This is a genomic window from Phaeobacter sp. S60 (genome assembly GCF_000826845.1).
In the GTDB taxonomy this organism is placed as follows: Bacteria; Pseudomonadota; Alphaproteobacteria; order Rhodobacterales; family Rhodobacteraceae; genus Phaeobacter; species Phaeobacter piscinae.
Genome location: NZ_JSWJ01000013.1, coordinates 19,636 through 37,700, shown reverse-complemented (window position 1 = coordinate 37,700; position 18,065 = coordinate 19,636). Strand labels below are relative to the sequence as shown.

Annotated in this window: 27 protein-coding genes; all 27 read right to left on the bottom strand. The window is 59.4% G+C overall.

Annotation, left to right across the window (positions count from 1 at the left end):
- Positions 1-6: 6 nt before the first annotated feature.
- Positions 7-1,692 (bottom strand): hypothetical protein, encoded by a 1,686-nt coding sequence (locus OO25_RS13920; RefSeq protein WP_040170637.1) that lies wholly within the window; start codon positions 1,690-1,692, stop codon positions 7-9.
- Entirely contained in the window at positions 1,685-2,248 is a 564-nt protein-coding gene (locus tag OO25_RS13915; RefSeq protein WP_040170639.1) for a hypothetical protein, read from the bottom strand. Before OO25_RS13915 ends, OO25_RS13920 begins: the two co-directional genes overlap by 8 nt.
- Positions 2,238-2,951 (bottom strand): phage tail protein I, encoded by a 714-nt coding sequence (locus OO25_RS22240; protein ID WP_082035038.1) that lies wholly within the window; start codon positions 2,949-2,951, stop codon positions 2,238-2,240. The genes OO25_RS13915 and OO25_RS22240 overlap by 11 nt, the downstream gene beginning before the upstream one ends.
- Positions 2,944-3,951: a baseplate J/gp47 family protein gene (locus tag OO25_RS13905; protein ID WP_040170641.1), complete on the bottom strand. Its 1,008-nt coding sequence runs from the start codon at positions 3,949-3,951 to the stop codon at positions 2,944-2,946. Before OO25_RS13905 ends, OO25_RS22240 begins: the two co-directional genes overlap by 8 nt.
- Positions 3,948-4,280, bottom strand: coding sequence for a GPW/gp25 family protein (locus OO25_RS13900; protein ID WP_241770552.1), 333 nt, complete (start codon positions 4,278-4,280; stop codon positions 3,948-3,950). Before OO25_RS13900 ends, OO25_RS13905 begins: the two co-directional genes overlap by 4 nt.
- Before the next feature lie 5 nt (positions 4,281-4,285).
- Positions 4,286-4,471 carry a hypothetical protein gene (locus OO25_RS13895; protein WP_040170645.1) on the bottom strand — a complete coding sequence of 62 codons (186 nt, stop codon included), beginning with the start codon at positions 4,469-4,471 and terminating at the stop codon, positions 4,286-4,288.
- A gap of 1 nt (position 4,472) precedes the next feature.
- Positions 4,473-4,763 (bottom strand): PAAR domain-containing protein, encoded by a 291-nt coding sequence (locus OO25_RS13890; RefSeq protein ID WP_040170646.1) that lies wholly within the window; start codon positions 4,761-4,763, stop codon positions 4,473-4,475.
- Entirely contained in the window at positions 4,763-5,161 is a 399-nt protein-coding gene (locus tag OO25_RS13885) for a phage baseplate assembly protein V (RefSeq protein ID WP_052463852.1), read from the bottom strand. Before OO25_RS13885 ends, OO25_RS13890 begins: the two co-directional genes overlap by 1 nt.
- A complete protein-coding gene (locus tag OO25_RS22815) occupies positions 5,154-5,711 on the bottom strand; it encodes a hypothetical protein (RefSeq protein WP_040170647.1) in 558 nt (185 codons plus the stop codon). Before OO25_RS22815 ends, OO25_RS13885 begins: the two co-directional genes overlap by 8 nt.
- On the bottom strand, positions 5,708-6,154 hold the full coding sequence (locus OO25_RS13875; RefSeq protein ID WP_052463853.1) for a phage virion morphogenesis protein: 447 nt from the start codon (positions 6,152-6,154) through the stop codon (positions 5,708-5,710). The genes OO25_RS22815 and OO25_RS13875 overlap by 4 nt, the downstream gene beginning before the upstream one ends.
- Positions 6,155-6,157: 3 nt before the next feature.
- Positions 6,158-6,601: a gp436 family protein gene (locus tag OO25_RS13870; protein WP_052463854.1), complete on the bottom strand. Its 444-nt coding sequence runs from the start codon at positions 6,599-6,601 to the stop codon at positions 6,158-6,160.
- Between the two features lie 96 nt (positions 6,602-6,697).
- Positions 6,698-7,087 carry an HI1506-related protein gene (locus OO25_RS13865; protein ID WP_040170648.1) on the bottom strand — a complete coding sequence of 130 codons (390 nt, stop codon included), beginning with the start codon at positions 7,085-7,087 and terminating at the stop codon, positions 6,698-6,700.
- A 14-nt stretch (positions 7,088-7,101) separates the two neighbouring features.
- Positions 7,102-8,016 carry a Mu-like prophage major head subunit gpT family protein gene (locus OO25_RS13860; RefSeq protein WP_040170650.1) on the bottom strand — a complete coding sequence of 305 codons (915 nt, stop codon included), beginning with the start codon at positions 8,014-8,016 and terminating at the stop codon, positions 7,102-7,104.
- Positions 8,017-8,018: 2 nt separating this feature from the next.
- Entirely contained in the window at positions 8,019-9,002 is a 984-nt protein-coding gene (locus OO25_RS13855; protein WP_040170652.1) for a phage protease, read from the bottom strand.
- Positions 9,003-9,339: 337 nt separating this feature from the next.
- The gene (locus OO25_RS22370) at positions 9,340-10,548 is read right to left on the bottom strand and encodes a phage minor head protein (RefSeq protein WP_071196541.1); all 1,209 of its coding nucleotides are present in this window, start codon (positions 10,546-10,548) and stop codon (positions 9,340-9,342) included.
- Positions 10,541-12,112 (bottom strand): DUF935 domain-containing protein, encoded by a 1,572-nt coding sequence (locus tag OO25_RS13845; RefSeq protein WP_040170654.1) that lies wholly within the window; start codon positions 12,110-12,112, stop codon positions 10,541-10,543. The genes OO25_RS22370 and OO25_RS13845 overlap by 8 nt, the downstream gene beginning before the upstream one ends.
- Positions 12,112-13,554: a terminase large subunit domain-containing protein gene (locus OO25_RS13840; protein ID WP_040170656.1), complete on the bottom strand. Its 1,443-nt coding sequence runs from the start codon at positions 13,552-13,554 to the stop codon at positions 12,112-12,114. Before OO25_RS13840 ends, OO25_RS13845 begins: the two co-directional genes overlap by 1 nt.
- A complete protein-coding gene (locus OO25_RS13835) occupies positions 13,544-13,750 on the bottom strand; it encodes a hypothetical protein (RefSeq protein WP_040170658.1) in 207 nt (68 codons plus the stop codon). Before OO25_RS13835 ends, OO25_RS13840 begins: the two co-directional genes overlap by 11 nt.
- Complete coding sequence (locus OO25_RS13830) at positions 13,750-14,286, bottom strand: phage protein Gp27 family protein (protein ID WP_040170659.1); 537 nt, start codon at positions 14,284-14,286, stop codon at positions 13,750-13,752. The genes OO25_RS13835 and OO25_RS13830 overlap by 1 nt, the downstream gene beginning before the upstream one ends.
- Before the next feature lie 2 nt (positions 14,287-14,288).
- A complete protein-coding gene (locus OO25_RS13825; protein ID WP_040170660.1) occupies positions 14,289-14,588 on the bottom strand; it encodes a hypothetical protein in 300 nt (99 codons plus the stop codon).
- Between the two features lie 6 nt (positions 14,589-14,594).
- Positions 14,595-14,933 carry a DUF2730 family protein gene (locus OO25_RS13820; protein ID WP_036766944.1) on the bottom strand — a complete coding sequence of 113 codons (339 nt, stop codon included), beginning with the start codon at positions 14,931-14,933 and terminating at the stop codon, positions 14,595-14,597.
- A complete protein-coding gene (locus tag OO25_RS13815; RefSeq protein ID WP_040170663.1) occupies positions 14,930-15,499 on the bottom strand; it encodes a holin family protein in 570 nt (189 codons plus the stop codon). The genes OO25_RS13820 and OO25_RS13815 overlap by 4 nt, the downstream gene beginning before the upstream one ends.
- Before the next feature lie 67 nt (positions 15,500-15,566).
- Positions 15,567-16,178, bottom strand: a complete 612-nt coding sequence (locus tag OO25_RS13810; RefSeq protein WP_040170664.1) for a holin-associated N-acetylmuramidase — start codon at positions 16,176-16,178, stop codon at positions 15,567-15,569.
- 85 nt (positions 16,179-16,263) lie between these two features.
- Positions 16,264-16,650, bottom strand: a complete 387-nt coding sequence (locus OO25_RS13805; RefSeq protein ID WP_040170666.1) for a hypothetical protein — start codon at positions 16,648-16,650, stop codon at positions 16,264-16,266.
- Positions 16,647-17,102, bottom strand: coding sequence for a gp16 family protein (locus OO25_RS13800; RefSeq protein ID WP_040170668.1), 456 nt, complete (start codon positions 17,100-17,102; stop codon positions 16,647-16,649). The genes OO25_RS13805 and OO25_RS13800 overlap by 4 nt, the downstream gene beginning before the upstream one ends.
- Positions 17,102-17,353, bottom strand: coding sequence for a hypothetical protein (locus tag OO25_RS13795; RefSeq protein ID WP_040170670.1), 252 nt, complete (start codon positions 17,351-17,353; stop codon positions 17,102-17,104). The genes OO25_RS13800 and OO25_RS13795 overlap by 1 nt, the downstream gene beginning before the upstream one ends.
- Positions 17,354-17,364: 11 nt before the next feature.
- Positions 17,365-18,030, bottom strand: a complete 666-nt coding sequence (locus tag OO25_RS13790) for a DUF3164 family protein (RefSeq protein WP_040170671.1) — start codon at positions 18,028-18,030, stop codon at positions 17,365-17,367.
- Positions 18,031-18,065: the final 35 nt, after the last annotated feature.

Sequence of the window (18,065 nt, the reverse complement as noted above, 5' to 3'; positions counted from 1 at the left end):
GCCTCCTTATGTGTTCAGCTCAATAATGGATGAGATATCAAACACCTTTGCTGCGGTGGTGGTGCTGGCCTTGATGTCGTGCTGATAGGCCAACACTGTGGGCAGTTCGAAGACAGCAGTCAGCGAGCGCACATTGCCATCTGCGCTATCCTTGTGTTCGACCAGAGACGGAGTATAGCGGGTGCCGCCAACCTTCAGACCAGGATCAAATGTGTGGTAGATATCCACGAACCCGACCAGTTCATAGGAAACCCGCACCTCCTGCGCTTCAGGCCGTTCTTTTGAATAGAACTGCATTTGTGATGCCGGACGCAGGCCGATCACTTTGGAGCCGGTCACATCAATCAACGGCATCACCTTCTCAGAACCGGACAAGACCAACCGCATGGGCGTATGAGCGGGTAGGCTGTTCAGTTCTTCGACGTCCTCGACAGACAACCAAGTGCCACCCAGTTCAAATTCAGTTCGGATATCACCGCCTTCAGGCACCACCGCCAGAAGGTCTTGCTTGATGGACGCAATGCCACCAGACAAAGACATTGGGCTGATGTTGATTGTCTCGGTTGGGCCTTCGAATACAGCGAACCGCAGTTGATATGCGATGTCCTGACTGAGATTCTGATCCCAGGCTGCGGCGTCTTGTGTATAAAACAAGCTGCCGGTTTTATCTACATTGCCCAACCGGCCAACATGGAAGGCCGCGTCAGCGACAATCACAAAGGCATAGCTCTTTTCGGCCTCCAGCAAGACAGGTCGATCAAGATCGACATTGCAAAGCTGTTGGTTACGAGAGCTGGAACTCGTGGTATAGGTGAGCGCTGCATTTTCGCGAAATGTGCCTTGCGCGACCATCTGATCAAGATCAGGCCGCCCATAGGCTGTTTCACACAGGATAACACGCGCATTGGCTGCGGGTGCATAAGTGCCGGGACGATCAAGATAGATGTCTAGCCCAGTCAGAATACGCGCCTCATCGACGCGGAACGTCTGGCCGATCATCGAACCTTCCAGGGCTGAGGTGACCGGTTCAACAGTGGTAACACTGTAGCTACGGGTTACTACGATCCGACGCTTGCGACGACGCCAACGCAGCCACCGGTAGTAGTGACCAACGCGGTAGGACCGGCGTGTGTAGCTACGGGTTCGTGTGCGGGTTCCTGTCGTCAGCGGGTAACTGTTCGCATCCACGACCTCGTTGTAATTTGGGGGCGAAGTAAAGCGCGCGTCGGTGTCTTCGGTGTGGTTTGGCAACATCCAATTACCCAGACGCGCCGCATCGGTCTCAAATTGACGGTCAACAAAGATCTCATAATAGCCGTCAAAGGGCATACGGATGCCGTCTTCGACTTCAGCGCGGAACAGAATTTCTGTGCGGTCACCGTCACCATCATTTTCTAGCAACAGCGGCGACCAGAATGGATTGACCCGATCTAGCCCGACCTCGCTGGAAATGTCGTCGACCTCTTGGATCAACCCACGAGAGAGGGTTTCCAGGTTGCCAACGCGGGTGCCGAGATTTCCTGCCGAGAGTTCTTTTTGGAACATAGGGATAGAGGGAACCTCCACCGGTGTGTCCAGATCAAACTGAACTAGGGCGGTCGTGTTGACCAATGCGGGCAGCTTGCGCAGCACTTCAAGCGCAAGCGCGCGGTCATTTTCAATTGTTGCGATGAGCGTTGGAATGTCAGACATGGGATGTCTCCAAGGTGTTCAGTTTGTCTTGTTGAGTGAGAATTTCGCGATTCAGGCCGGAAAGGTGCTTGAGAATTTCAATCATTCCTGCATCGGTCCGGGCATTAATCTGCGCGGTGGCCTGATCGGCTATCCGTGTCGCAGTTTCGTCGATATCCAATGCGGAGTACGTAACTTGGAGCCCGTCTGTATTGCCCTCGGTGAGCAGTGCAAAAAACGTAAAGGTCGTGGACGCATCCACAAAAATACCCTCGGTTTCGGGGCTGTAAGTCGCGGTGGCGTAGAGCGTGCCATCCTCCAGAAGCAAGCCGACGTGTACCATCTGACCCGCAGATTCCGGTGGGATATTCGCGGTCAATTCCAATGTGTAAGCCGACTTGCTTTCCTTAGATATAATCGGCACCTCGGCCCACACATTGGAAAGTCGGTCTGCATTTGTAAGATCTTCGGTGCCTCCCGATGAGACCTCAAAACGATGAAGCGGCGACAGCGGGGTGCCGTACTGCAGCGCGGCTTGGCGGGCGGCAAAACCAGCGGTCGTTACATCAAGCCGCATGGACGTACTCCTTTTTACGGATCAGAACGAGCATCGAACCAGAGGGTTCGGTGCGGGAGAAAACGGGTTTCGATGAGGGGGCGACTTGGCGTAGCTGCATCGCGAGAGCACAATGGGGTCGGTATTTTCCTGCGGCTTTCAGAACGACGGAGTAGGCTTTCTCGCTTATACGTCTACCGAGCAAGGCACCTGTTTGGTTTGCAGTCGTTTCGACCTGTTGCTCAATTCCAAATGAGCATTGAGCCGCAACAGGCTTAGTTCGTGCAATGGCCTCTTTGGCGGATCGGGCCACAGACGCTTCTTTGGCGTTGTAATACGCCCCCGCCGGAATGCTTCTAACTACCGCAAAGCTGCGAGGCGCCATGGGAGGACGCCCCGGTCGAGGAGCGAACCATTCTAGGACCTCCGCATCAAAGCCGATGCTCTCCAAAACGCGGCGCAGCGCTGTGACAGTGCCCTTGCGACGGTGAACCGCGAGCGCGGCCTTGATGACCCGGCGTTTGGTCGCCTCATCCCAGGAGGGTTCCCAAACATCCACTGAGAACGCCCAGGCCAACCAGCCCAGCAAATCGGCGGGGCAGGTATCGGGGTTCATCAGCGTGGTAACAGGCGACAGATCCGGGCGTGTGCTCTGGATCAGCCGTTCCAAAGATCGCTCTAGCGATGTGCTGTTTGGTGGCAGGATTGAGGGCTGATCAGACATGCTGCCCCCCAACGGTCAGGGACACGCCTTCGGTCGCGCAATAGGCTGCTTGCCAGTCTCCGACCTCGATGTCGGCGGCAGGGCTGATGAGATTCACGCGCTGCACACCTTCCACAAACAGCGCGGCATAGATTGCGCCGCGTGTGATGTCGTGACCAAGCCGGTGATTGCGGTTGATGTAATCGGCCAGTGAGGCTTGCGCGGTGTCCAAAACCAAGGCGCGATCGGGGCCGTCCTTCAGGAACAATTCCGCGGTGATCTCATAGGGTAGAATACCGGCGCTGCGCGGGCGTGGGTTGTCGGTGATCGGGCGGACGTCTTCGGCATTCACAGAGGTTTCAACGGCACTTAAAACCTCGTTTGAAGCGCTGCCGTCGCCGGTTTGGCTCAATACCGTAATGGCCACGTCACCCGGCATCGGGTCCACCAGACCGGCATCATCCAGAACGCCCAGCACCAGGGCACCGTCAGGCAATTGCGCAGCCAGTTCGGGCGCGACTTGCAGGCGCGTGAAGGCTGGCGCCGCCACGTCCACGTCTTTGATGCCGCCCGCCGCTGACAGCGCCCAGTAGATGTAGGATCCGCGCGGCCCGGCGGTGCTGCGACCTTCCATGGATAGCTGGATGCGGTGGCGGAATGCGTCGTCGCTCTCCTTCAGCTCAGGGATCGGCGGAATGGGGCTGTCGTCGGCCCCTTGAATGGTCAGACGTTCAACGCCCCAAAACACACCGAGGTGATCCAGTGTTGCGCCAGTTGCAAGCGCCAGCAGCAGGCCGCGCGCATCGTCGTTAAACTCCAAACGATCCAGCAGGCGGTAATAGGCAAAGACGCGGATCAGTTTGCTGACCGGCTCGCTTTCGAGCTGAAGGAACGGCGCCAGCTCCGGCTCCAGGCGGATCGCCTCTGCCTTCATATCGGCGAACAGTACGTCAAAGCCGACCGAGCGCAGGATTTCCGGCGCGGGAAGCTTGCTGTGGTCGATGGCAGTAAAGCCGCTCATTGGCGGGCCTCCGGTGACAGATCCACGGGCAGGGGCAAAAGGTTGCCGTCGGGGTCGCTCAGTTCCAGAACCGCATAGCCGGGGCGCGCCTCGGTGACCTGTACCCGCGCAAGCGTGATGCGCGGCTCCCAGAGGGCCAGCGCCTCGGCAGTGGCCTGGTAGACGTCAATGAGGGTGTCACCATTCAAGGGCTGGTCGATGATGAAGGGCAGGTCCGAGCCATAGTCCCGGAGCATCACCGTTGACCCCTTTGGGGTGGTCAGGATGTCGTGGATCGACTGGGCAAGATGCCCGTCGCCCTGCAACGCCCGCCCGCTATGTCGGCTCATACCGGTCACGACTTGGCGCGCTCCGGCTTGCCTGCGCCTGATTTGGCAGCTGGTTTCGGGGCCTCATCCGCTAGGACAACATTCTCATATTGCGCCTGGTCCGGGGTCAGTTGCAAAGGCGCGCCTTTGGGGCGCCATTGGCCCGCCGTCCAGCCTTCGGCAGTGGTCACATAATCCAGTTTCAATGGCATCTTAGCCTCCTACAATCACGGTTCCGGCGCCAGTCGCGATGGATGAGCCGCAGCCCACCGCATCACCGACACGGGCCAAGGGTTTGCCGTTCACAAAAACGGTGGATGAGCCTGTCGCCTGGCTTGCACCGTGGCAGAGCAGGTCGGGGTTACAGTGGGTTGCCCAGCTATCGCCCTGGCGCAGGGCGGCGAGGCCCTCGATGTCTACATTCGGGCTGCCGCCAGTGGCGGGCCGGGATGGAAAATCGGCATGGCCGGTGCAGGTGTCGGTATTACGGGCTGCTTTTGGCATTAGTTGATCCTTACTTTGACGCCTTGCAGGATCAGCTCACCAACCGCTTTGATGGCGATATTGCCACCAGCAGCTTCGATGTATGAGCCGCCCTCAAAGCTGAGGCGGAATGTGTCTGGCGCCCCGTGGGGCGGGTTCTTTCCAGTGGGCAGGGCGCCCAAAATGACAGCCTGGGCCAGATCGCCGAATGGGGCGGCCAGCATCACCCATTCGCCGGTCTGCAAGGGCCACCACGAATGGTTGCTCGCGGCGCGCTGTGCCATCCAGGGGATCAGGTTGGTCTCAATGTCGCCGCATTGGACGCGCGCCCGGCCTGAGGCCGCATCAACCGCAATGACCTTTCCGGTCATCAGCAAGTTTTCAATGCGGCGGTCTGCTTCTGCGAGGTGTTCACTCATCGTCAGAGCCTCCAACGTGTTCGTAGTCATCGACATGATCCGCGCCGACTTTGGGCGCGATGCCGACATGCAGTTCCACGCCCAGAGAGCGGGGCACGGGCTGAAAAAAGCTGATGGGCTGAAGCCAGGTGACCGCCCAAAGGGAAACCGCTTTCGATTTGACCTTGGTCGATATCAACGTGTGCATCGCCGTGGTTCGGGCGGGGCCGATGCCGTCCAGGCCCCAAGTCTGTTCGGGGATGGCGGCCAGCAGCGTCTGGCAGATCTGAGCGGCGAGAATATCGCGACTGATGCCGAGGCCATCACGGGTGACCACATATGCTGCCATCAACAGCAGAAAGGTTGCCGGTGCCCCTGCATAGGTTTGATCCTGCTTTGCGCCGAGACACGAGACCTTGACCGCTGGCGCGGGAATGCCTTCGCGTTTCAGGTCATCAAGGGTGTATTTGCCCTCATGCGGCGTACACTGGCGAAGATCCGGCAACAGGGCGTTGAACCGGGCGCAGACCTGGGTGGGCAGATCAGCCATAACGTTGTTCGGATCGCTCATTGCAACAAATCCTCCAGCGTCACCGTGACGAGGTCGTGCAAGTCCAGCTCATCCTCACCAGAGACGCCAAGGTAGGGCCGGGCCGGAATGCCACTGTCGATTTCATCGCCGCCGATCTGGTGGTGGGCGGCATAGACAAGATTGGAGCCGATCTGGACCTCGCTCTCGCTGGCATAGCTGGCGATGCTGTCCCGCAAATCTCCCTCATCGACCAAAAGCGAATGCACGTCATGGTCGCGGGTTTCGTCATAGCTTTCTGACCAGGGCGCCCAACGGTCGCCGTCGGGGGCGACGGCAGTGTCAAACCGGCGCCGGGTAGAGCTTTCCAGAACCGCCCCGGCATCATCTGCCAGTTCGGCCAAGCGAAAGCCCTCAAGGCGGCGGACCTTGGCAATGGCTTCGGTCAAGCCCGTGGATGTGAGAGTTGCAGCAACACCGGCCATGGATCAAAGCCCCCGCATCTTGTCACGGGTGAACTCGCGTTCCGGGCCGACCGCGACCACCGGACGGGGCCGGGCCGGAGCTGCGGGTTCTTCGCCGTCGCCGGATTGCGTCGCGCCTGTGTTTAATGTGGCGGTGCCGCGCGCGATGTCCTTCAGGTGTTTCTGGGCGTCCTCGTAGCGGGTGCGGTGTTCGTCCGACAGCACGTCGCCGGACAGCGCCAGCCGGTAAAGGGCGATATCCACGCTGAACTGAACCAAGAGGCCGGGCACGGTCTCCAGCGGCAAGCTGAACCGGACGCCCAGATAGCTGTCGATCTCATCACCCGCCGTTTGCAAGGCGCGGGCAATGGCGGCCTCGTCGGGTACGCCGTCGCCGTCGCGATCCGCCACATAGAGCGCGTCCTGCGAATAGAGCGTCACGATATCTGTCTGAGTGGCGTAGGCCATCAGGTCACCTTTGATTGCGGGTCTTGGATAAGTCGTCGGGGCAAGAGGCTCCCCGATGCAGCACCCCGTGGCCGCGTCGGATCATCGCCCCCTGGTTTAAGCCGGTGCAGTGGCGGCTGGGATTCCAAACCCGCCACTGGTGAGAGCATCCCAGGCCGCGTTGCGCTCGGCGGTGGTGATCTTGCCCAGATCATCGCCCAGAAGGTCGAACAGGGCGTCGATTTTCGGCTTGCCGTCCTTCTGGAAATCCTCGGGGCTGAGGCTTTTGATAGCCTCGCGGATCTGGGCATCACGTGCTGCTGCGTCTGAAGCTGGGTCAGCTTCGGCCAGTGCCACTCGCAGGTTTGGCTCTGCCTTCAGGCGGCGCCATTGATCGGCGTCGAAATCCTCGGCGTTGACCGGGATGCCAGCGTTGGGAAAGAACGTGCCGCAGCGGCAAAAACCCTCTTTTGGTACGCCTGAAATTGTATAGCTCTTGGATGTCATAGCGCGGCCCTCCTTTAAGGCAGCCAGGGGTTCACCAGAACCTTGACCTCGTTGTAGTTGGGGTTGGATGCGCCGCCGTCGCCGAGCATCATCTTGACGACCTTGTTGGCCTTGGAGCGGTTGGACCGGCCCACCATGATGTGCGAGGGCATCAGGCCCAATTCGCGCCCGCCGTCGCCGGTCACGCCCATCATGGCCTCAAAGGCGGCATCAAAATTGTCGCCGTTCAGTTCGGCCTTGGACATATAGGCCATTTGCCAGAAGCCATAGCCAGCCGCCCAATATGCGTCGGCGCCATAGAGGTACTGGTTGCGCATGAACACATGGTCGCTGGTCTTGGGGTCTTCCTTGCCAATGAGGCCGACCTTTTCGCGCTCCTGGAAAATGAACGGGCGCAGGACCGAATTCAGATCCAGCATATACCAGGGCGACCCGGCGCCATCGGTCATATTGGAAACGGTTGTCACCGCGCCAGTGCCGTCATGCCCGGCATAGACAGGGTGGTCAGTGTCAAAGAAGTACTGGCCGTCATAGCAGGTCTGGCTTGCTCCGTTGATGATCAGATCGCGGACCATCTGGTCGGGCTTGCGGGCGGCGGCTTCACCAAGGCGGCGGAAACGAGGACCGTAGGTGCCGAGCTTGTCGTTTTTGATGTCCTTGGCTTTGACGCCGATGGTTGTCTCAAATTCCTGGTTGATGATCTGATAGCCGTGCGACTTGATATCTTTGACCACCCGGTCGCCGATCCATTCCCGCATTTCCGGCGCATCGCCCAACCAGTCGTAGGTCTCGCGATCATCATTGGAATTCACGATGGTGCAGACGTCCTTGTAAAAGGACTGGTTTGCCATCGCCTCATAGCCATCATTGAAGTTCTTTTTGGCGCCTGTCCAAAGTGCCGATAGCACCGCTGGTGTAATTGCAGCCATGATCAGCTCTCCTCGGTTTCAGCTTGCGCCGCGTGGAATTCTTCAGGGGTGAGGCCCATCTGGCGGCAGATCGCCAATTCGTCGGGCGACAGCGCCTTGTTTTGTGCGGTCGGAGTTTTGTCGCGCAGCTCGCTGTCTGCGGCGATGACGGGGCTGGCCTCGACCAGTTGCCGGAATTTCTCCAGCCCGCCCTCGGAGCGGCAGGCCGCCACATGGTAGTCGCGGCTGCTTGGCGCAATTTTACCCGCTTCAATGGCAGCGCCGACGGCGGTGTTGATCGCCTCGTCCTGGCGTTCTTTCTCAGCGGTTTCAAAGGTGCTGATCTTGTTCATCGCCAGATCGTAATCGGCGCGCGGGATGAATTTGCCGCTGTCAGGGTTTTCGGCCCGATTGCGGGCGGTCGCCTCATCCGTTTTCATTTTGTTGATCGCCGTCACCACATCCAGATCGGACGCGTTTTCCGGCAGGCCGAGGGCCTCAAGGATCGCCTTGTTCATCGGCAGTACCTCATCAGCGCCACCCTGACGGTCTTCGGTGTTCAGGGCGGCTAGTTCCAGGTTGGGTTGGTTGGTCAGGCCCGCTGAAATCATCTTGCTGATTTCCTTGGCCGCCTTGGTGAAGGTGAAAACGGGGCTCACATAGCGGTATCCTTTCGACGCGATGGAATTGCGGCCTGCGTCATTCCATTCAACGCGCCCCCAGATCGCCCCGTTGCGCGCTTCCAGTTCTTTGATCCAGCCGACCGCAGGGGCGGCATCGCCCTTTGCGCCCTTCACTTGGGTGGCATGTTCAAAATCAACGGGAAGGTCGGCACGGTTGCGCGCAAATTCAGCGACAACCGCGTCGGGATTGGTCAGCCGCCATTGGCGCCCGTCACGGCCCGTCAGGTGCGGGCCGGTCGGCGTGAGCTGGATCCAATCGGGAACGCTATCGCCTTCAGCGTTCAGCGCTAGCGCAATGGTGGTTATGGAGTTGGCCTGTGTCATGAGGCCACAATGCCCCGCCGTGCCGCACTACTCAGCCCTGGCAGGTGTCGGGGGCAAGATCGAGGGTCAGAAAGAGGTTGCCGAATGAGGGGGCTTAGACGGGCGTAACGGCTGATCTCGCATGATGCCGCCCGAAAACCCGTTCCACCCCTTTCTACCCCCTTTAACCCCCCTTTAAAAACGATCCTCGTGGCATGAGGTCGGGGCGATCAGCGGCTCGCAGGCACTATTCGGGCTGGTATTGAAAATTTCATCCCTGATTGCTATCTTTGAAGTGCGCGTGAGCCTAGGGAAGCCGGTCTTGAGCCGCGAGGGAATTTCCGCCCCTCCACGCGCGTCACTCCCTCACTATGGTTACGTTTTTTCCGCGCAACAGCTTTGCCCATTTGGCGGGTGTGCTGCGATGGAATGTGCTCAGGAAGATCTCATCCCCGGCCGCAGTGCGCTTTAGTACGAGTCGCCAGCGCTTCGCGCCATGGCCTTCAAAGATCAAGCTTTCGGTTCCGGTGCCTGATATCTCATGCGCGATAGATCCTGTTTCCAACAGCTCCGCAACGCGTCTGAACTGGTCGGCGGTGGCCTCACCATGTTTGCGCCTGGTCTTCTCGGCTGTGTAATCGGAGAACTGCACCACGCGGGTTTTGGCGCCGATCCGGTCTGCCAGCTCCTGCGGCAGCATGGCGACGGGGGCCGAACCGGTGGCTGAACCGTCATGGATGCGCCGCACACGCCAGCTTGTCGCCATGTCGCGGGCGGCGGCGTGAGCAATGGCCGGATCTGCGGTGTTCAATTTGTCTTGCAGGAACTCGGCCATGCGGCGTTGGCGGTAGAGGCCAGGATTGCTTTCCCATCCAGGGTCGATGCCAACCGGAATTTTCTTCAGCTCGCCGGTACGCGGATTGAACACCTCGCGGCTGGGGGTGTCGGGGTTTTCACTGATGCCGATTTCTTCAGCTTCGCGGCGGGTGATCTGGCGGACATGGCATTTGCAGCCAAAGCCATTGGGCGGATACCAAACCTGCCAGGCCGGATCATCGACCGGCAGCACCATGCCGCTCCGGGCCGCGTGGCTTGGCCGGTGGCGGACGCTCGGGCCGAGCAGATAGACCAGATAGGGCAGGGCGCGCTTGCTGCGCTGGATGCGTTGCCATTGGCCCGCCGCGCGGGCCGAACGCATATTCGCGCGATAGATGGTCTTTAGACGGCGAGGCGATCCAAGGCGCACTTTCTTCACATCACCGGTAAGCGGATCCACCTGTTCTTTGACACCCCACCAGCCCATGCGCCGAAGGCGTGGGGTCAAAGTCTTCTGGAACTCTTCAAAGGGAATGCCCTTGTCAAGGGCCGTTTGCAGCTCGTCGCGGATGGTCTGCAATACATCGACCTGCATGGCCTTGGCTACGGTGAATGCGACGGCGTGTTCTTCAGGCTCAACATCGCGAAAACTGAAGCTGGGGCGCATGGCCTTATTGCGGAAAAAATCCGCCACCTCAGGTGGCGCGCCGGGATTGAAGCTGTAGCCGGGCCGGTCGCGAAACTCAGCCATCGCTAATGTCTCCCAGGGCGCGCGATTTCACGGCAGATTTGACCAGGCTGTCTAAGAGCGGGCGCGTGTCCATTTTGGGGAACGCATCTGCCAGTGTCGCAAGCGCATCCTCATAGGAGGTGGCGGTCTCCAGCAGTTCCAGAACCGGGGCAACAACTGGCCCCATGATTGCCTCCCAGTCATCTGCCAGTTCTGCCTCCAGATCGTCCAGCGGCGCATAAGGATTGCTTGCGCCCGTCGGCGTTTCAGATCGGTTGGCGGCGGTTTCGGTGGGCGGCGCTGGCGGCTTTGCATCTGCGGCGTTGGATTTCGCCCGTGATGGCGTCAGGATCTCGTCTCCCGCATCGGGTTCAGAATAGCCCAGCTTACCGCGCACCTCGGACTGGCGCACCCGAACGCCCCGATCCACCATCTCAGCGGTGTGACGCAGGATCATGTCCACGTCTTCGATCTCGTCAATCGTGATCACCAGGCGTGGATATCGCTTCTGGACCCCAAAATGCAGATCTACATAGGGCTTCACCAAATCCCGGTTCAGAGTGGTGGTGACAGATTTGGCATCGGCCTTGGCAACGTCGTGGCGGACGTCATTATGCACCTCGGCTTGGGCCATGGATGAGCCATTGTCTGAGGTCATGGTCTGGCCGAGCACGGCCTTTGATGTCTGTTCATCGACCCAGCGGGCAAGGCTTTCAAACACCTCGGCACTGGCGCTGCCGCTCATGGCCTGCACAAACTCAATTTTCATGGCCTCGGGTATAACCGCCGCCGCGTCGGTGCCGATATTGGCAACAGCCTGAAAGAGCACCTCGACGTCGTCGGGCGTGGCACTTGGCCCGTATTTCCCAACGCGCAAAGGCAGGCCGTAGGTTTCTGCAAAGGCCATCCAGTCTTTCATCGTATAGGCTTTGCACATCCAGCCAAAGGACACGAGCCGGGCCAGACCGCCCCTGATCGGCAAACCGGACTTCAGTTTGGCTTGGTGGGAAATCCACTTGAACGGCTCCAGCTCGATCCCGTCGATCATGTCCCGCTCGTCTAGCATTCGGATCTCGCGGCCTGTCTCACGGTTTACGGTGAAGAACCTCGGGTCGTGATGTAAGAACTCTTTGACCCACCATTCTGTCTTGCTCCGGTCCCAGATGATTTCCGTTTGGGAGAACCCCTTTCCGAGCGCGTCCAGCATATCCTCAATCAGGTCGGAAAACCCGTCATGCTCTGCAATGTTTTCGCGGACGGCATCAGCGATTTTTTCGTCCTGCGGGTCACCGGATGCCGGAGTGACAACGGGGTCAACGCCCGAAATCGCACGTTTGCGGATGCCCAGGACCGAACCATAGTGCTGGTCTCGCTCTTCCATTTCCTCAGCCAGGACAAGATAGTCCTGAATATTGCCCTCATTGGCCGCCAGTAGAATCCGCGACAGGCGCTGCGGTGTCAGACCGAGTGCGACAGAGGGGGCCCATGCGTTGCGGATAGAGGTGATCCCCGGTTCGGGCACCCGCTGCGTCAGGCTCTGGAGTTTGATCGGGCGCCCATAGGCATCAAGCAAGCGGGGTGTCATCACCAAATTCCTTTTCTGGCATTAAAACCTGCGGTCAGGTTGATCAGCCGTTGTGTGTGTTTGTCGCCGCCGGGTGCGACGGGGCGATAGACCAACGGCTGGTATTCGGTTTCTGCGGCTTCGCAGGCCAGGGCTGCTGCCCAGAAGCGGTCGGCGTGGCCGTCGGTGTCGGTGTCCGCGACGAGGCGCCGGATACCCGTGGGGCCGGTCACAGATTTGATGGCATGAAGATCCGCGCGCAGCTTGGGGTCGCCTTCGGGGATCAACATTGAGCGATCCTGAAAACGGTCTTTCATGCCAGTGGCCAGATCCAGCTTGGCCGGCGCGCTGAACAACACGCCGAGAACACGGTCCTCGCCGTGATTGCGCTTGGCATCTTCCACCGGCTTTTCGCCCATGCCGGTCTGATCCATGCAGCAGCGCGCCACCCGGTAGCGGCGGAACACATCTGCTAAAAGCTGGTCTTGCCGCGCAAAGCTGATACGGCGTTCGGCGATGACTTCGCGGGTGATCAACTGGCCTTCGACCAGTTCCATCACCCAGATCACAAAGAGGTCGTTTCGTGCCGCGATATCAACGCCGACATAGCAAAGCCCGCCACGATAGAGCGCAGGGTGACCGGCGCGCACATCTTCGCAGGATGAAATCAGATCGTAGTCCAGCCAGGCCGAGGCCGCGTCCAGCCATTTCAGCTCAAATTCCTGCGCCCAGGCGTCCTCGTCGGACATACCGGCGCGCAATTCGTCGATATCAACGTCCAGTCCCTGTTTGACCGCCTCGTAGATATCGACGTGGTGTTTGGAAAAGCCGTTGTTGAGCGTGGTCATCAGCTCATGGAACTTATTGCCCTTGCCATTGGGGGTGCTGATCACCCGGATCTTATGGCCACCGCGCGCGGCAACCGGAAAGGCCGACCCCCAGATCCGGCGGCTGTCGGCATGGAAGGCAAACTCGTCAAACAGCATATTGCCGCCAAAGCCACGGGCGGCGTCGGGTGAGGCGGAAATCGCCGTTACGCGGGAGCCGCCCGGATAGCGGACTTCCTGCGCCTTGTAGGTTGCAGCCTCAACATCAACCAGATGGACAGCGCCATTCTGGACGACCTCGCGTTTGTGGGCGGGCACGTGGAAATCTTCCTCGGAAAACTCTGGCCGACCCTTACGGGCCAATGTCGTAAGCGCCGCATAATAGCCCTCAGTCATGGGTTTTACGGCGTCTTCAATAGCCTCTTTGGCGGTTGCCTCTGACCGTGACAGGATCGTCCAACGCGTTTTGCGCCCTTTAATCTCGGCATCAACGCAGTCGCCCACGATTTCGCCACCCGAGCCGAACGTCTTGCCGCCCCGCCTGGTAAACATGCCAATTTTGAAACGGGATGTGTCGGCGATCCAGGCCTTCTGGTAGGGCAGGAAGTCAATGACCGGCCCAACGCTAACCGCCATTTTTGGCCTCGGGCGCCTCACGCATTGCAATCAGGTAGGGCTGCTCTTTGTACCACGCGATTGTGCAGCGCATTCCAAGGTGGACGAACCTCTGGCGCCGCCCAAAGAACACAGCAGCTATAGAGGGCCACATTGGCCCCTTGCGCCAATTGTAGTCACCGACCAGCACAACAGTTCCAATTGCCATATCGCTCATCAGACAAACCCCATGATTTCGCGGGCCTTCTGCGCGGCCTCTTTTTCCACGTCTCCGGCTTCCACCGCCTCATCCAGTTTGCGCGCCATTGCGTCGCGTTCGGCCTTGGCGATTTCATCACGCAGCGAGGTGCTGCGGATCAGGTTGTTCAGGGCGGTGGTCAGATCCTTCAGCCCGCGTGGATCGGGAAGCTGATCGGGATTGGCCATCGCCATCTGCAACCGCCATTGAATCGTGGTGAGCTGCTGGAACAGGGCCGAGGTGACATCGACCTCATCTTGCAGGCTGGCCTCTTCAAGAAAGGCGCGGATTTCGTCCTGGGCCTGTTCCTGCATCTTGGCGTAGTCGCGAAACTCTTGCCCATAGGCGTGAACGGCAGACTTGCCGATACGCATTTCCAGCCCGGCGTCTTCAAGGCGAAAATTCAACGCCTCGGTGACATCCTCATAATCAGAGAAACCACGCGCCTTCAGCTCATCTTGCAGCCAATGGCGCATCTCACTTGGCAGTAGGTCGATCTTGCGGGGTGGGGGCATGACTACGGCCCAGGCCGGGGGCGCTGGACGCCAGAATGGCGCGCTTTGCCTTCGGCCACCTCAACACCGCGACTGGTCGCAGTGGCAATGCGGAATAGCCCGTTATCAGTGACACTGGCCAAGCCCTGTTCGCTCAGCCAGTCCAGCTCGCCCATGACCTGATCACGGGTGGTAGCTACGCCGTAGCTATTGCAGACGTCCACGAGGATGGATGCGTTGGACGTATATTCCGGGCTGTCTGACAGGAATTTTAGGATTGTCAGGCGACGGTGTTTGGACAGGGTGTCTTGGTATGCGCTCATGGTCTCTTAGGTCCCGATTAGATGGTCTTCGTGACGGCTGACGATGGTTTCAAGGCGGGCCATAATCTTGGCGTTGCCGTCCATCACAGCGCGGATTTCAGCCAGCGATCCTGTCTGTTTGACCAGCTCCAATTGCAGGGCGTGAATGTCGCCCGTGCCGGGGAGGATCTGCACCGTTTGCTCTAGTGCCGCGATACGGTTTTCGTGGCGGTCCATCCGCTTGGACCCTTCCTTGAACCGTTCGTCGGTGTCTTTCTGACGGGTGGCAAAGAACGTGTAGATGATGGCGCAGACCGAAATTCCGAGATTGGTCAGCTTTAGAATGGTCTCAAGATCCAGGGTCACCGTTTCTGCCCCGCTTCCCACCAGTCCATCACGGCTTGATTGTCCTCTTTCGGCTGCGCCTTGGCGATGTCATCGCCCGCCACGCCGCCCTCAGCGGCGCCGGGCGTGTCATGTCGTAGAGCGTCGATTGCGCTGATGTTTTCCAGAACCTGCGGCAACAGCGCGGTGCCCTGGCTCAACGATTGGCGGAACTGCTGCGACTTCACCTGAAACCGCCCGCCGAAATAGAAGGCGACGATTGTTCCAGCCAGCCACCAGAGCGGATCAGGCACCAGGGCCAACCCTTGCATCCGGGCAGCAAACCAAAGCGGGTCGAACATGGCCGAGGCAAAGAGGGCGAATGTGGCAATCACCATCAGCGGGCGCGGCAGGCGGTTCATGCCATCCATAAGCCGGTCAAAACGCCCCAGGGCGGGGCGGCTGAACTCGGCGCCATGTTGGGCCAGCGCGGATTGCACGTAAACGGCGTCGCGTTGTGCGCTCGCCTCGGCGTGTGGGCGGAAAACGCCTGCTGTTTCAGCGATCACATTGCGACCATCGCCAAAGAGCCATTTCAAAAACTGCATATCTTGCCTCCTACGTCGCAGCAAAACGGATGCGGAAACTGCGAAACCTGCCAATCGCCCGGCGCGCTCATCCCCACGCCGCTGTCCGTTGCTGGAAAGCGGCGTCGCTCAGGTGGTAGCGGGGTGAAATGAATTCCTCGGCGCGCTTGATCCAACCGCCTTTGCCGCCTGCACGGGTCTGGGCAAATTTACGGGATGCGGGCCGACGGTCAGCGAGGCGCAGATAGTAGTCCCGGCGGGCAATACCGTAGGCATCGACCAGATAGTGCCCGGCCTTTTCATAGGCCCGGTGGGCTGCTGCGGCGGTCTTTGGGCCAAGTGCGCCATCGAGTGCGACCGGTTCCTGAAAACCCGCCAGCAGGCGCTGGAGGATCTTTATGGCATAGGCACCGGCATTGACTTGCATGTCAAAAACACTGGCTTGCAGCGCCTGCGGCAACAGGTCGATCCGGGGTCTTGTGAAATAATGCCGGATGAAAATTTCAACGGCCTGCGCGCGGCTCAAAGCGCGCACATCCAACACGTCAACATCGCCGTCACGGTCAAGGTCCAATCCCAGACGGCGCATCGTATGAATGGTGACGCCGTAATTGGTTGCGCCGCCGGGGTCGGCGGGATCATTTACGAACCCGCCTTCGCGCGCGACGATTTCCTCTGCAATGGTTTGGACTGATGGCATGGCCGGTGGCTCCGTCTGTGTAAGACAAAACTACCTGTGGTGCTGGGTGATTGCCGTCCCGGCAGGTGTCGGGGGCAATGCAATATTAGATGAAAAAGTCGCCTTGATCGTCGTTGCGTCTGCGCAGACTGGCCGCGACACGCTCGACTGTTCGCAGGGTCACGTCAACCTCGGCGGCGACCACCGAGTGACTTTTGCCTTGGCCCAGCAACATGGCAATTCGCTGGCGGCGCCCGGCTTGACCGCCAAAGTTTCCGGCAGGGACAACCAGTTTGCCGCCACCTAGTAGTTTGTACAGGCGGAGCGCATCCTCTGCGCCCAGCAGTTCCGCAAGGCTGGAGCCTGCCTTATCCGAGATATAGACCTCACGCCCGCCCTTTGCCTCTGCCAGGCGCACGGCCAGATCAAGGCTGATTTCCTCGGCGATGTAGGACAGTACACCGGGCAGATATGGGCGGAAATTGCGGTTCATCGCTGATGGTCTGACCAATCAAAGTCGATGTCCTGGCGGTGGCCCCAATACTTCAACGCCTGAATGACCTGGTCGATCTGTTCATGATCGCGGAGCATATCAACGTCAGCGGGCACCGACTGCCAAGCGGAGCCAAATCGTTTGCGGATAAATGTGTTCAACCCCTTGCGGCTAGGGTCACGCAACGCGTCGGCCTCACCGAGCTTGCGCCAAAGGACATGGACCAAACGCAGATCAGCACAGGAGGCTTTCTTATGGCGGTGGTTCCCGGCTGTCGCGGCCTTGAAACCATCGTTTTTAAGGCGCTTTAAAACGCTCTTTAACTCGGCCTCGGTCATGTCTTTCATCGACGTTTTGCCCGTGACGGCCAGTTGCAGGCCGCGCCGTGCATCGCTGTCCATGCCAAGCTGACGACAGCCGATGTGGATCTTCTGTTGCAGGGCGCGGCTCATCACACAGCCTCGGCTATCGGGGCGGCAACGGGATGCCGGGCAACGTCGTCCTGCATCCGCTTGTCGGCTTGGTTCATTTCCTTACGGACCATCGCGTCGAATGCCTCAGGCGGGATCTTGGCAATCTCCGCCTCACGCCGCAGAACGACCAAACCATTGCCCAGGAGCAGATTGGCGCGCCGCATTTTGGTGGCATAGCTGCTGAATGCGCGGTGCAGAGCGGTTTGGATTTCAGATTGGGTCATTGCCATTGGACGCGCTCCTATGCCTTGGCCAAGTCAATCGTGATATGTTCCCAGGGCGCATCGACGCTGGGCCGCTGATAGCAACGCGTATAGCTGGCGGTGCCGACAACGCGCATGGCGTCTTTGATGGCCGTCATTGCCCGTTTCCAGCGCTCATCGGTTATGTCGAGCCGCAAGAGCATCATCACCTCACCGCGATTGATCTGGCCGGGCTTCTCGGTGTTGAACGCACGGGTGACGATGGCGCGCAGCTCTGCCGGGGCATCTGCGGACCATTCGTTCAGGCATTCGTCCAATAGCTGCTTGGCCACCTGCAATTCCGGGCCAAAGTCGATCTTATCGGCGACGGAAACGGTGATTTTGAACAGACCGTCAAAAGAGGACAGGGTCATATTACCCTTAGCACCGCCAAGCTGCGCGCCGTATTCCTGAGCCAGCAGGGCCTGCAAATCGGCAACATCGCGGCCAGTATGCGCTTTGAAGCGGGCAACTTGGCTACGCAGCGGCAGGGCATAGCTGATGATCTTGCGGACGGTTTCGTCTTGGAGTTTGTCGCGGGCGTTGACCGTTTCCAGTGGCACCAATTTGCCCTTTGCGTCGGTCATGTATTTGTTGCCATTGGCCTCGACGATGCCGTCGGGAATGTCTGCTCGTTCGAGGGAGGAGGTCTGGGCTTGGGTCATTGCAATTGCTCTCTTTGTGGTGGCTTGGGTTCAAG

Excerpts from the sequence above, each read along its gene's own strand:
- OO25_RS13800 (WP_040170668.1), bottom strand. The coding sequence starts at position 17,102 with ATGAGCCGCGCCCTGCAACAGAAGATCCACATCGGCTGTCGTCAGCTT.
- OO25_RS13905 (WP_040170641.1), bottom strand. The coding sequence starts at position 3,951 with ATGAGCGGCTTTACTGCCATCGACCACAGCAAGCTTCCCGCGCCGGAA.
- OO25_RS13825 (WP_040170660.1), bottom strand. The coding sequence starts at position 14,588 with ATGAGCGCATACCAAGACACCCTGTCCAAACACCGTCGCCTGACAATC.
- OO25_RS13795 (WP_040170670.1), bottom strand. The coding sequence starts at position 17,353 with ATGGCAATGACCCAATCTGAAATCCAAACCGCTCTGCACCGCGCATTC.
- OO25_RS13810 (WP_040170664.1), bottom strand. The coding sequence starts at position 16,178 with ATGCCATCAGTCCAAACCATTGCAGAGGAAATCGTCGCGCGCGAAGGC.
- OO25_RS13885 (WP_052463852.1), bottom strand. The coding sequence starts at position 5,161 with ATGAGTGAACACCTCGCAGAAGCAGACCGCCGCATTGAAAACTTGCTG.
- OO25_RS13855 (WP_040170652.1), bottom strand. The coding sequence starts at position 9,002 with ATGACACAGGCCAACTCCATAACCACCATTGCGCTAGCGCTGAACGCT.
- OO25_RS22815 (WP_040170647.1), bottom strand. The coding sequence starts at position 5,711 with ATGAGCGATCCGAACAACGTTATGGCTGATCTGCCCACCCAGGTCTGC.
- OO25_RS22370 (WP_071196541.1), bottom strand. The coding sequence starts at position 10,548 with ATGGCTGAGTTTCGCGACCGGCCCGGCTACAGCTTCAATCCCGGCGCG.
- OO25_RS13860 (WP_040170650.1), bottom strand. The coding sequence starts at position 8,016 with ATGGCTGCAATTACACCAGCGGTGCTATCGGCACTTTGGACAGGCGCC.
- OO25_RS13870 (WP_052463854.1), bottom strand. The coding sequence starts at position 6,601 with ATGGCCTACGCCACTCAGACAGATATCGTGACGCTCTATTCGCAGGAC.
- OO25_RS13915 (WP_040170639.1), bottom strand. The coding sequence starts at position 2,248 with ATGCGGCTTGATGTAACGACCGCTGGTTTTGCCGCCCGCCAAGCCGCG.
- OO25_RS22240 (WP_082035038.1), bottom strand. The coding sequence starts at position 2,951 with ATGTCTGATCAGCCCTCAATCCTGCCACCAAACAGCACATCGCTAGAG.
- OO25_RS13890 (WP_040170646.1), bottom strand. The coding sequence starts at position 4,763 with ATGCCAAAAGCAGCCCGTAATACCGACACCTGCACCGGCCATGCCGAT.
- OO25_RS13875 (WP_052463853.1), bottom strand. The coding sequence starts at position 6,154 with ATGGCCGGTGTTGCTGCAACTCTCACATCCACGGGCTTGACCGAAGCC.
- OO25_RS13920 (WP_040170637.1), bottom strand. The coding sequence starts at position 1,692 with ATGTCTGACATTCCAACGCTCATCGCAACAATTGAAAATGACCGCGCG.
- OO25_RS13900 (WP_241770552.1), bottom strand. The coding sequence starts at position 4,280 with ATGAGCCGACATAGCGGGCGGGCGTTGCAGGGCGACGGGCATCTTGCC.
- OO25_RS13895 (WP_040170645.1), bottom strand. The coding sequence starts at position 4,471 with ATGCCATTGAAACTGGATTATGTGACCACTGCCGAAGGCTGGACGGCG.
- OO25_RS13835 (WP_040170658.1), bottom strand. The coding sequence starts at position 13,750 with ATGAGCGATATGGCAATTGGAACTGTTGTGCTGGTCGGTGACTACAAT.
- OO25_RS13805 (WP_040170666.1), bottom strand. The coding sequence starts at position 16,650 with ATGAACCGCAATTTCCGCCCATATCTGCCCGGTGTACTGTCCTACATC.
- OO25_RS13815 (WP_040170663.1), bottom strand. The coding sequence starts at position 15,499 with ATGCAGTTTTTGAAATGGCTCTTTGGCGATGGTCGCAATGTGATCGCT.
- OO25_RS13845 (WP_040170654.1), bottom strand. The coding sequence starts at position 12,112 with ATGACACCCCGCTTGCTTGATGCCTATGGGCGCCCGATCAAACTCCAG.
- OO25_RS13840 (WP_040170656.1), bottom strand. The coding sequence starts at position 13,554 with ATGGCGGTTAGCGTTGGGCCGGTCATTGACTTCCTGCCCTACCAGAAG.
- OO25_RS13865 (WP_040170648.1), bottom strand. The coding sequence starts at position 7,087 with ATGACATCCAAGAGCTATACAATTTCAGGCGTACCAAAAGAGGGTTTT.
- OO25_RS13790 (WP_040170671.1), bottom strand. The coding sequence starts at position 18,030 with ATGACCCAAGCCCAGACCTCCTCCCTCGAACGAGCAGACATTCCCGAC.
- OO25_RS13830 (WP_040170659.1), bottom strand. The coding sequence starts at position 14,286 with ATGCCCCCACCCCGCAAGATCGACCTACTGCCAAGTGAGATGCGCCAT.